This window comes from Cellulomonas sp. zg-ZUI22 (assembly GCF_017353535.1).
Lineage (GTDB): Bacteria > Actinomycetota > Actinomycetes > Actinomycetales > Cellulomonadaceae > Cellulomonas > Cellulomonas wangleii.
Genome location: NZ_JAFMUZ010000002.1, coordinates 549,050 through 560,612 on the forward strand (window position 1 = coordinate 549,050; position 11,563 = coordinate 560,612).

General features: G+C 76.8%; 11 protein-coding genes. All 11 read right to left on the reverse strand.

Annotated features, from left to right (window positions below; translation table 11 throughout):
- Positions 1-56: 56 nt before the first annotated feature.
- Positions 57-728 (reverse strand): ribulose-phosphate 3-epimerase, encoded by a 672-nt coding sequence (rpe, locus tag J1G43_RS10250; protein ID WP_249670526.1) that lies wholly within the window; start codon positions 726-728, stop codon positions 57-59.
- Positions 729-763: 35 nt separating this feature from the next.
- The gene (locus tag J1G43_RS10255; RefSeq protein WP_207370420.1) at positions 764-2,335 is read right to left on the reverse strand and encodes an RsmB/NOP family class I SAM-dependent RNA methyltransferase; all 1,572 of its coding nucleotides are present in this window, start codon (positions 2,333-2,335) and stop codon (positions 764-766) included.
- Positions 2,332-3,303, reverse strand: a complete 972-nt coding sequence (fmt, locus tag J1G43_RS10260) for a methionyl-tRNA formyltransferase (protein WP_207378396.1) — start codon at positions 3,301-3,303, stop codon at positions 2,332-2,334. The genes J1G43_RS10255 and fmt overlap by 4 nt, the downstream gene beginning before the upstream one ends.
- A gap of 39 nt (positions 3,304-3,342) precedes the next feature.
- Positions 3,343-5,445 (reverse strand): primosomal protein N', encoded by a 2,103-nt coding sequence (locus J1G43_RS10265; protein ID WP_207378397.1) that lies wholly within the window; start codon positions 5,443-5,445, stop codon positions 3,343-3,345.
- A gap of 67 nt (positions 5,446-5,512) precedes the next feature.
- On the reverse strand, positions 5,513-6,712 hold the full coding sequence (metK, locus tag J1G43_RS10270) for a methionine adenosyltransferase (RefSeq protein ID WP_207342266.1): 1,200 nt from the start codon (positions 6,710-6,712) through the stop codon (positions 5,513-5,515).
- Entirely contained in the window at positions 6,709-7,959 is a 1,251-nt protein-coding gene (gene coaBC / locus J1G43_RS10275) for a bifunctional phosphopantothenoylcysteine decarboxylase/phosphopantothenate--cysteine ligase CoaBC (RefSeq protein ID WP_207342267.1), read from the reverse strand. Before coaBC ends, metK begins: the two co-directional genes overlap by 4 nt.
- Positions 7,960-7,970: 11 nt before the next feature.
- Positions 7,971-8,237 carry a DNA-directed RNA polymerase subunit omega gene (rpoZ, locus tag J1G43_RS10280; protein ID WP_089798991.1) on the reverse strand — a complete coding sequence of 89 codons (267 nt, stop codon included), beginning with the start codon at positions 8,235-8,237 and terminating at the stop codon, positions 7,971-7,973.
- Between the two features lie 131 nt (positions 8,238-8,368).
- Positions 8,369-8,935, reverse strand: coding sequence for a guanylate kinase (gmk, locus tag J1G43_RS10285; protein ID WP_207342268.1), 567 nt, complete (start codon positions 8,933-8,935; stop codon positions 8,369-8,371).
- Positions 8,936-9,035: 100 nt separating this feature from the next.
- Positions 9,036-9,347, reverse strand: coding sequence for an integration host factor, actinobacterial type (gene mihF / locus J1G43_RS10290; protein ID WP_013117080.1), 312 nt, complete (start codon positions 9,345-9,347; stop codon positions 9,036-9,038).
- Between the two features lie 204 nt (positions 9,348-9,551).
- The gene (locus J1G43_RS10295; RefSeq protein ID WP_207378398.1) at positions 9,552-10,382 is read right to left on the reverse strand and encodes a hypothetical protein; all 831 of its coding nucleotides are present in this window, start codon (positions 10,380-10,382) and stop codon (positions 9,552-9,554) included.
- 347 nt (positions 10,383-10,729) lie between these two features.
- Positions 10,730-11,539: an orotidine-5'-phosphate decarboxylase gene (gene pyrF, locus J1G43_RS10300; RefSeq protein ID WP_207378472.1), complete on the reverse strand. Its 810-nt coding sequence runs from the start codon at positions 11,537-11,539 to the stop codon at positions 10,730-10,732.
- Positions 11,540-11,563 lie beyond the last annotated feature (24 nt).

The window sequence follows — 11,563 nt, forward strand, 5'->3', positions numbered from 1 at the left end:
CGTCGGACGCGCAGGGCCCGGTCCGCAGGGCCCGTCGCGAGGTCGGTCCGGCGACCTCAGGCCTGCGTCGTGGGGCGTTCGGCCAGCGCCCGCAGCGCCGCGATCTCCTGTGCGGGGTCCGCCGCCCCGTAGACGGCCGATCCGGCGACGAACACGTTCGCCCCGGCGCGCGCGATCCGCCCGATGGTGTCGCGCGAGACGCCGCCGTCCACCTGGATCCACGTGGCCGCCCCGGCCGCGTCCACCGCGGCGCGCGCCCGACGCACCTTGGCCAGCGTGCCCTCGATGAACGCCTGCCCCCCGAAGCCCGGCTCGACCGTCATCACGAGGATCATGTCGACCTCCGCGAGGAGGTCGAGGAACGGCTCGACCGGGGTCGCGGGGCGCAGCGCCACCGCGGCGCGCACGCCGCCGGCCCGCAGCTCGCGCGCCAGGCGCACGGGCGCCTGCGTCGCCTCGGCGTGGAACGTCACCGACGCGGCGCCCGCCTCCGCGTACTGCGGGGCCCACCGGTCGGCGTCCTCCACCATGAGGTGCACGTCCAGCGGCAGCGGGCTGACCTGCGCCAGCCGCCGCACCACCGGCAGGCCGATCGTGAGGTTCGGCACGAAGTGCTGGTCCATCACGTCGACGTGCGCGTGGTCCGCCGACGCGATCGCCTGCAGGTCCCGCTCGAGGTTCGCGAAGTCGGCGGACAGGATGCTCGGGTTGATCAGCACGGGTGGCACGAGCACCACGCTACCGACCCCGCCGACCGCCGCGCTCAGAGCCGCCGCAGCAGCGTCAGGTGCATCGCGTCCGTGCCGTGCACGTGCGGCCACAGCTGCACGTCGGTGCGCCCCGGCACCGGCTCCCACGCCGGCGCGACACCGGCCAGGACAGGCGCGGCGTCGACGACCTCCGCGGGCGTGCCGGCCCGTGCGGCGGCCCGCAGCCCGTCGAGCACCACCAGCTGCGTCTCGGCCAGGTGCGGCGAGCACGTCACGTACGCGACCACGCCCCCGGGACGCACCGCGGCCAGCGCCGACGCCAGCAGCGCGCGCTGCAGGGCACCGAGCGTCGCCAGGTCCGCCGGCGTGCGCCGCCAGCGCGACTCCGGGCGCCGGCGCAGCGCACCCAGGCCGGTGCACGGGGCGTCGAGCAGCACACGGTCGTAGGAGCCGGGCTCCAGCTCCCCCACCGTGCGCCCGTCCCCCGTGCGCACCTCCTCGACGGCGTCATGGGGCACCGCCCGCAGCGCCTGCTCGACCAGCCGGGCGCGGTGCGGCTGCACCTCGTTGGCGACCAGCCGGGCCCCCCGCTCGGCGGCCAGGGCACCCAGCAGCGCCGCCTTGCCGCCGGGTCCCGCGCACAGGTCCAGCCAGCGCTCGTCGCGCCCCTCGACGGGAGCCGCGGCGAACGCCAGCGTCACGAGCTGCGACCCCTCGTCCTGCACCCCGGCCAGGCCGTCGCGGACGGCCGGCACCGCGCCCGGGTCTCCGCCGGTCAGCACCAGCGCCGTCGGCGCCAGACCGGCCGGCACGGCGTCGACCTGCTCCGCCAGCCCCGCCGGCGTCACCAGCCCGGGACGCGCCACCAGGGTCACGCGAGGTGACGCGTTGTCCGCCTCCAGCAGCGCCGCCAGCTCGTCCGCCGAACGACCCGACCCGACCAACGACTCGCGCAGCGCCCGGACCACCCACGCCGGGTGGCTCTCCACGGCCGCCAGCCGCGCCACCACGTCGTCACCCGTGGGGTCGGCGGCGTCCGCGACCCGCGTCAGCCAGACGTCCAGGGGCTGCTCGGCCACCCGGCGCAGCACCGCGTTGACGAACTGCGCCGCACCGGCCCCGACGCGCTCGCGGGCCAGGCCCACCGTCTCGGAGACCGCCGCGTGCGGCGGCACCCGCATGCCCAGCAGCTGGTGCGCACCCATGCGCAGCACGTCGAGCACCGGCGGGTCCACCTGGGCGAGCGGACGCGACGACGCCTGCTCGAGCACCGCGTCGTACCGGCCCCGCAACCGCAGGGTGCCGTACGCCAGCTCCGTGGCGAACGCCGCGTCACGCCCGGCGATGCGGCGCTCGCGCAGCAGCGGCGGCAGCACCAGGTTGGCGTACGCGTCCGAGTCCGCCACGGCCCGCAGGGTGTCGTACGCCGCACCGCGTGCCGCGTCGCCCTGCCGCGTACGCTGCGACGGCGCGGCCGTCGTGCGCCCCGCGCGACCCTGCACCCGCGCCTCACCGCGCTGTCGGCCCCGCGCGTCGCGTCGCGCGTCCTGGCCGCTGCCGTCGCGCCGCGGGCGGTCGTCCCGCCCGGCACGGTCGTCACGACGCGGACGGTCCTCCCGGGTCATCGGGCACCCCCCTCGGTGACTGCGGCCTCCTGCGGCACCCTGCCCAGGACGGTCGCCGCCTCGAGGCGCGCACCCCGCGCCCAGTCGGCCGCGGGCATCGGGCGCTTGCCCGGTGCGGTCACCTCCCCCAGGCGCACGGCACCGGCGCCCGTGCCGACGAGCACCTCCCGCTTGTCCGCACGCACCTCCCCCGGGCCCAGGTCCGTCACCTCCGGGACCGGACGGACCGGCCCCACGCCGAGGCGCTGCCCGTCCGGCAGGGTGGTCCACGCGCCGGGGGCCGGCGTGCAGCCCCGGATCCTCCGGTCGACGGCGGTCGACGGGTGCTCCCAGCGCACCCGTGCGTCCTGCACCGTCAGCTTGGGCGCCAGGCTCACCCCGTCCGCCGGCTGCGGCACCGGCTCCAGCACGCCCTCCTCGAGGGCGTCCAGCGTCCGCACCAGCAGCTCGGCCCCCGCCACGGACAGCCGGCCCAGCAGGTCGCCGGACGTGTCGGTGGGGCGGATCGTCTCGGTGAGCGTCCCGTACACCGGCCCCGTGTCCAGCCCTTCCTCCAGCCGGAACGTCGAGGCCCCTGTGACCTCGTCACCCGCCATGACGGCGTGCTGCACCGGCGCGGCCCCGCGCCAGGCGGGCAGCACCGAGAAGTGCAGGTTCACCCAGCCGTGCCGCGGGACGTCGAGCAGCGTCGGCGGCACGAGCACCCCGTAGGCCACCACCGGTGCCGCGTCCACACCCAGCGCGGTGATCTCGGCGACCACCTCCGGGTCGCGCAACGTCCGCGGGGTCAGCACCGGCAGACCGCGCTCGCGGGCCAGGGCGCCGACGGGCGACGGCTGCAGCGTGCGTCCCCGCCCGACGCGCGCATCGGGCCGGGTCAGCACCGCGACCACCTCGTGCCGGGAGGCCAGGAGGGCCTCGAGGGAGGGGACGGCGGCCGCGGGACTCCCCGCGAAGAGCAGACGCATGGGTTCGATCCTAGGTCGGGTCACCCCACGCGCCGTGCGTCACAGCACGTCGGCGGGGTCCATCTGGACGCGGACGGTGCCGCCCTCCCGGCGCGCGCTGCGGATCGCGACGGACGCTGCGACGGCGGCCGCCAGCGCCGCCCCGTCGGCCGGGGGCACGCGCAGCAGCGTGCGCACCTCGGGCTCCAACGCGGCGCCTCGGTCGTCCTGCGGCACCGGCACGGGTCCGAGCACCTCCAGCACGGGGACGTCGACGCGCGTGACGACCGCGGCGACCGCGTCCCGCGTGCCGGTCAGCGAGGCGACCCGGACCGCCGGCGGCAGCCGGAGCTCGGCCCGCTCGTCGAGCTCGCGTTCAGCGAGGCCCGCGGGGTCCCAGCGGACGAGCGCCTGCGTGGGGCGCACGGCACCGTCCCCGACGAGGAGCACCTGCCCCTCGGGGCGCACGAGCGCGGCCGCGCCCAGCCAGCGGCGCAGCGCGTCGACCTCCGCCCCCAGCCGTTCCCCGGCGCTGGCCACGGCGGCGTCGAGCAGCACGGCGGCCGCGTAGCCGCCGGGGGCGTGCGGCTCGGCACCCGGCGTCGCCACGACGAGCGCCGGCCGGTCGGGCACCTCGGACAGGACGCCGCCGGCCGCGCGGGCGCCGGACACGCGCACCGTGGTGCCGGGGAACGCCCGGCCGAGCTCCTCGGCGGTGCGCTCGGAGCCGACGCGGACCGACCGCAGGGCGGCGGCACCGCACTCGTCGCACCGCCAGCCCGTGGCGAGCCGGCCGCACCAGCCGCAGGACGGCGGACCGTCGCCCGACGTCAGGCCCAGCGGTCCGTGGCACGTGGCGCACCGCGCGGGCGTCCTGCACCGGCCGCACGCGACGACGGGGACGTACCCCGCACGCGGCACCTGGACGAGGACGGGGCCGAGGGCGAGGGCGTCCCGCAGGACGCGCCACGCCGGCGCGGGCAGCCGGGCGGCCGCCGCGGGCCCTTCGCGCGCCAGCTCCACGCTCGTCAGCGCGCGCACGCGCGGCGTGCGGGCTCGCACCCCGGCACGGTCGGCGGACACCTCGTGCGCCCAGCCGGTCGCGACCAGGTGCTGCGCCTCGACGGTCCGGGCGTGGCCACCGACCAGCAGGGCGGCACCCTCGAGCTCGGACCGCAGCGCCAGCACCTCGCGGACGTGCGGGTACGGTGCGCGCGGCTCGGCGTGCTGCAGGTCGCCGTCGTCCCAGCACACGACCAGGCCGAGGTCCGCCACGGGCGCGAACGCCGACGCCCGTGTCCCGACGACCACCCGGGCGCGTCCCCGCAGGGTCGCGAGGAAGGACCGGTACCGGGCGGCGGGGCCGTCCTCGGCGACCAGCCGCGTCACGGGGCCGCCCTCGGACACGTGCGTGAGCCCCGTCTCACGCAGCGCGGTGCACACCCGATCGACGTCCCGTGCGTCGGGCACCACGACGAGCGCGCCGCGGCCCCCCAGCAGGGCCGTCGCCACCGCCTGGGCCACGGCGGCTGCCCAGCGGTGCTCACCGGTGCCGGGCAGCGCCGTCCACACGGCCCGCGGCGCACCGCCCGCCAGGACGTGACGCAGGAACGCCGGACCGCCCCGGTAGGCCTCCCAGGCGGGCGCACCGGGCGCGGGTGCGGCCACGACCGCCCCGGCGACGGCCTCGCCGGAGTCGGGTGCGTCGACCTCGCCCTCCACGCGTGCGTGCCGCGGCGGGACCGCGAGCCGCAGCACGTCGGCAAGGCTCCCCGCCCACCGGTCGGCGACCGCGCGCGCCAGCCGCGCGACCGCGGGCGCGACGACGGGCTCGGAGGACACGACCCGCCGCAGCGGCAGCAGGCGTCCCTCATGGTCGGCCTGCTCGACGCGCTCGAGCAGCCACCCGTCGACGTCCTGGCCGGCGAACCGGACCTTGACCCGGACACCGGGGCGCGCCGCGTCGTCGAGCGTCTCGGGCACCAGGTACTCGAACGGGCGGTCGAGGTGCGGCGGTGCGAGGTCGACGCAGACCCGCGCCACGGGCAACCGGGCGGCCGGCCCGGGCGGCGCGGCGACGCGGCGCCGGCGTGGTGCGGCGGGCACCTCGAGCCCGGCCAGCGCCGGCTGCTCGGGGGTGCTCGCGCTGGTCACGCGGTCCATCCCACCACGGCGCCGGGTGTCCGCGCGGCGCTCGTCAGAGCCACCGCCGTCGGACGGCGGGGCGCGGTCAGCCGACGGCCGACAGCAGGTCGGCCGTGCGGTCGGTGCGCTCCCAGGTGAACTCCGGCAGGTCGCGGCCGAAGTGGCCGTACGCCGCTGTGCGCCGGTACACGGGCCGCAGCAGGTCGAGGTCGCGGATGATCGCCGCGGGGCGCAGGTCGAAGACCTCGCGGATCGCCGCGGTCAGCCGGTCCTCGGGCACCGTGCCGGTCCCGAAGGTCTCGACGTACAGGCCCACGGGGTGCGCCTTGCCGATCGCGTAGGCGACCTGCACCTCGCAGCGGCGCGCGAGGCCCGCGGCGACGACGTTCTTGGCGACCCACCGCATGGCGTACGCCGCCGAGCGATCGACCTTGGACGGGTCCTTGCCGGAGAACGCACCACCGCCGTGGCGCGCCATGCCGCCGTAGGTGTCGACGATGATCTTGCGTCCCGTCAGCCCGGCGTCGCCCTGCGGGCCGCCGATCACGAACTGGCCGGTGGGGTTCACCAGCAGGCGGTGGCCGGAGGTGTCGATGCCCGCGTCGGCGAGCACGGGTGCCACGACGAGCTCGGCCACCTGCGCGGCGAGGGCCGACTCGTACAGGTCGGGCTCGTGCTGCGTGGACAGCACGACGGTGTCGAGGGACACGGGCCGGTCGCCCTCGTAGCCGACCGTGACCTGCGTCTTGCCGTCGGGCCGCAGGCCGCGCAGCGTGCCCTCCTTGCGCACCTGGGCGAGGCGCTCGGCCAGCCGGTGCGCCAACCAGATCGGCAGGGGCAGCAGGGAGGGCGTCTCGTCGCTCGCGTACCCGAACATCAGCCCCTGGTCGCCGGCACCCTGCAGGTCGAGCGGGTCGAGGTCCGCGGCGTCCTGGCGGACCTCGATGGCCTTGTCGACACCCGCGGCGATGTCGGGCGACTGCTGGCCGATGGAGACCGACACGCCGCAGGAGTCGCCGTCGAAGCCGATGAGCGAGGAGGTGTAGCCGATGCCGCGGACCACCTCGCGGACGATCTGCGGGATCTCGACGTACGCGCTGGTCGTGACCTCACCGGCGACGTGCACCAGGCCGGTGGTCACCATCGTCTCGACCGCGACGCGAGCCGTCGTGTCCTGCTCGAGGATGGCGTCGAGGATCGCGTCGGAGATCTGGTCGCAGATCTTGTCGGGGTGGCCCTCCGTCACGGACTCCGAGGTGAACAGGCGGAGAGGCGTGGAGGTCATGCCCGAAGCGTAGCCGCGCCGCCGGGGCGTGGTGAGCGGATGTCCACCACCGGGACCACGGTGTCCCACACGGCGTGGGCGACCTCGCCCTTGGTGCCCGCCGCCTGTGTGACGACGTCACCCGCCCGGTCGAGCACGGTGATCTCGTTGGTCGTGGTGCCGAAGCCGCGCCCGTCGCCGACCGCGTTGACGACCAGCAGGTCGGCGCCCTTGCGCAGCGCCTTGGCGCGGGCGTGGTCGAGCACGGTGCCGGTGGCGTCACCGGTCTCGGCTGCGAAGCCGACGACGACCTGGTCGGTGCGGGGCGGGTCCGTGACGAGCTCGCGCAGGACGTCGGTGGTCTCGACGAGCCGGAGCACCGGGTCGTCCCCCGACTTCTTGAGCTTGGCGTCGGCGACGCTCGCCGGGCGGTAGTCCGCGACGGCGGCCGCCATGACGACGACGTCCGCGTCGCGCGCGGCCCCGCGGACGGCGCGCCGCAGCTCCTCCCCCGTCTCCACGGGCACGACCTGCACGCCGGCACCGGCCTCGGTCAGGACGTCGGCGGCGACGTTGGCCGCGACGAACGTGACCTCGGCACCGCGCTGCGCGGCCGTCCGGGCCAGCGCCGCGCCCTGGCGTCCGGACGACCGGTTGCCGAGGAACCGGACCGGGTCCAGGGGCTCGCGCGTGCCGCCGCCGGACACCACGACACGGCGACCGCGCAGGTCCTGCTCGACGGGCGGCTCGAGCAGCCGCAGCGCGGCGGCCGCGATCACCTCGGGCTCCGGCAGGCGTCCTGCCCCGGTGTCGGTGCCCGTGAGGCGGCCGACAGCGGGCTCGAGCACGTGGACGCCGCGGGACCGCAGCGTCGCCACGTTGGCGACGGTGGCCGGGTGCTCCCACATCTCGGTGTGCATGGCCGGCGCCAGCAGCACCGGGCACCGCGCCACCAGCAGGGAGGCTGTCAGCAGGTCGTCGGCCCGGCCGGCTGCGGCACGGGCCAGCAGGTCGGCGGTCGCCGGGGCCACCAGGACGAGGTCGGCCGTCTTGCCGACGGCGACGTGCGCGACCTGGTCGACGTCCTCGAAGACGTCGGTCGTGACCGGCTCGCCCGACAGGGCCTCCCAGGTCGCACGGCCGACGAACTCCAGCGACGCGCGGGTGGGCACGACGCGCACGGCGTGGCCCTGCTCGCGCAGGATCCGCAGGAGCAGGACCGCCTTGTACGCGGCGATCCCGCCCGCGACCCCGAGGACGATGCGCATGACGGGGAGGCTCAGGCCTCCGCGACGGGCTCGGACGTGAGCAGCCCGGCGTCGATCTCGCGCATGGCGATGGAGAGCGGCTTCTCCTGCGGGCGGGTCTCGACGAGAGGGCCGACGTACTCGAGCAGGCCCTCGTTGAGCTGGGCGTAGTACGCGTTGATCTGCCGCGCGCGCTTGGCCGAGAACAGCACGAGCGCGTACTTGGAGTCGGCGCGCTCGAGGAGGCGGTCGATCGGCGGGTCGGTGATGCCCGTGGGGGCGGCAACGGTTCCGGACACGGAGGACTCCAGTCCTGTCGGATGGCTGAGCGGGTCTGAGGCGCCGTCGGCACGAGCCCCGGGTGGGAGGTGGGCGTCGAGCGGCGCAGTCGGTCCCATCGTACCTGGTCCCGCGCGTCGCCCGGGAACCCTCAGGCGTCGACGCCCATCAGCCGCACGAGCTCGTCCGTGGCGCGGTGCACGTCGTCGTTCACGATGACGTGGTCGAACTCGGGCTCCGCGGCGAGCTCGACACGGGCCGTCTCCAGCCGCCGCTCGCGCTCCTCGGCGCTCTCCGTCCCGCGCCCGACCAGCCGGCGGACCAGCTCGTCCCAGGACGGCGGCGCGAGAAAGACGAAGCGCGCGTCCGGCATGGTCCGACGGACCTGCCGCGCCCCCTGCAGGTCGATCTCCAGCAGCGCGGGCTCACCGGCCGCGAGCCGCTCGAGGACGGGCCCCCGGGGGGTGCCGTACCGGTTGCGGCCGTGGACGACGGCCCACTCGAGCAGGTCGCCGTGCTCGACCATCTCCTCGAAGCGCTCGGGCGACACGAAGTGGTAGTGCAGTCCGTCGACCTCGCCGGGGCGCGGGTCGCGGGTGGTCATCGACACCGAGAGCCACACCTGCGGGTAGCGGGCGCGGATGTCGGCCGAGACCGTCCCCTTGCCCACGGCGGTCGGTCCGGCGAGCACGGTGAGCCGTGCCGGCTGCTTGGTCATGGGTGGTGCACCGCTCCAGGTTCCGGGGATGGCGTCCGGTTCGTCCCGGACGTGCGACGGCGCCCCGCCCGGTGTCGGGCGGGGCGCCGTCGCAGGACGCTCAGCCGAACCGGTCGACGAGCGCCTTGACCTGGTGCGGACCGAGGCCACGCACCCGGCGCGTCTCCGAGATGCCGATCTCGGACATGATCGCACGGGCCTTGACCTTGCCCACACCGGGCAGGGACTCGAGGAGCGCGGCGACCTTGAGCTTGCCGATCGTCTCGTCCTGCTGCCCCTGCTCGATCACCTCGGACAGGGAGCCCTGCGAGTACTTGAGGCGGTTCTTCACCTCGGCACGGGCCTGCCGCGCCGCGGCAGCCTTCTCGAGCGCGGCGGCTCGTTGTTCGGGAGTCAGCGGAGGAAGAGCCACGCGCTTCACCTTCTCGTCACTGGGCCGGAGATCCTGGTCGCCGTTGCGCGGGATCTGACACGAAACTAGCGACGGTACTGCCGGTCGGCAACGCGGGGGCGTGGTGTGTCGCCCGCGACCTGCGCCGACGCGCGCCCGCGCGGCCCCGCCGCAGGTCGTGGGACCGTCGCCGGGCGGGCCGGTGAGGTCGTCGGCCTGCGCTCGTCACGCGGTCGCAGGGCGGGCGAGCGCGCGGACGTGCGCGACGGTGCAGGTGGCGAGGCGCGGGTCGGCACCGCTGAGCACGTCGACGACCTCCTGGAACGCCTTGCGCAGCCCACGTGCGGTGATGGGCATGCCCACCGGGGCGACGACGCCCGTGCGGGGGTGCGTCGACGGGTGCGCACGCACCCACAGCTGGGGCGGCGGGCTCCCCTGCAGCGTCCCGACGAGCTCCTCGCGGGTCACGAGCCAGGCTCCCAGTGCGTGCCGGGTCGGCTCCCCCACCGCGTAGCGCGCACCGGCCAGCGTGAGAGCGGAGCGGTCGGGCGCCACCTCGGCGAGGAGCGCGCGGCCCAGGTCGCGCTCGGGCGCGCCCGTCTCGGCCAGCAGGAGCGCGTGCGCCCGGAAGCGGACCCACACGTCGTGCGACACGCCGTACGGACGCCCGCCGACCGCCCGTGCCAGCAGGAGACGGGCGGCGGACGTGTCGCGTGTCACCGCGGGCGTCGCCGGCCGGCGCAGGGTGCGCACCGCGGACTCCGCGGTCGGGGCGTCGAGCAGACGGTGGTCGAGCGCGAACCGCACGAGTCCGCGCGCCGCGGTCGCCCGCTGCCGCACCGACGCCGGTGACGGCTCCTTCCCGGCCGCCGTGGGCGACTGGAGCCACAGGCCGAGAGCCGGTCCTCCCAGGACGTCGGCGAGCTGGTCGTCCCCGCACGTCGCGGCCAGGTCGCTCAGCGCCCACCGGTACGCCCGCGCCGTGCTCGGGTGCAGGTCGCCGAGGGTGGCGAGGCACCGGGCCACCGCCCGTCCCACCGTCGTCTCCCCCGCCACGGGACGGACGGTACCGGGTGCCACGGACACGGGGGTCCCACGAGGTCGCGCCACCGCGGAGCCCGGTGGACGCAGCGGCGGGCCGGTCGGCGTGTCGTCCTGTCCTTGCGGGCCGCCGTCAGGCGGCCCTCGTTGTCGATCGCTGAGGCGGCTTCCGGGGCGCCAGGTTCCGTTATCAGACATCGCGCCTGACCGGAACGAAGGCACGACCGCGAGGCACGCGAGCCTGGCACCGCCCCCGCACCGCCCCCGGGAAGCACCGGGCGTCCACGTGCCCTCCGACGGCATGCCGAAGGGCGGCCACCACCCCCGTGGCCGCCCCCCGTGGCCGCCCCTCGTGCGGTGGCTCAGCGCAGGGCTGCAGCGGCCTCCGCGGCGGCCCGACCGGCCGCGTCCCGCAGCGCTCCGACGTCGGGGCCGGCACGCAGCACTCCCCTGCTGGACGACGCGAGGACCTGCCGCCGGGCGTCACCGAAGACGGCCGCCAGCTCGCGCGCACCGGCCCCCTGCGCCCCCACCCCGGGCGCCAGCAGCGGCCCGTTGACGGCCGCCAGGTCGACGCCCGTCGCGCGGGCCGCGTCCCCGATCGTGGCGCCCACGACCAGCCCGACCGAGCCCAGCGGCGACGCACCCTCGTTCAGCGCGGCGGCGCGCGCGGCGACCGCGGCCGCCACCGTCACGCCGTCGGCGGTGCGGGCGTGCTGCACCGCGGCGCCCTCCGGGTTGGAGGTGAGGCACAGGGCGAACAGCCCGCGTCCCGTCGCCAGGGCCAGCTCGACAGCCGGCCCCAGCGACCCGAAGCCGAGGTACGGCGACACCGTCAGGGCGTCCCCCGCCAGCGGCGAGCCGTCGCTCAGGTACGCGTCGGCGTACGCGCCCATGGTCGACCCGATGTCCCCCCGCTTGGCGTCGACGACCACGAGCGTCCCGGTGGCACGCCCCGCCGCGACCACCTCCTCGAGGACCGCCAGGCCGGCCGAGCCGTGCCGCTCGAAGAACGCGGCCTGCGGCTTGACCGCCGCGACCCGGCCCGCCACGGCGTCCATCACGCGCAGCGAGAACTCCCGCAGCCCGGTGGCGTCGTCCGGCAGGCCCCAGTCCCCCAGGAGCGAGCCGTGCGGGTCGATGCCGACGCAGAGCGGTCCGTGCTCGTCCATCGCCGCCGCGAGGCGGGCACCGAA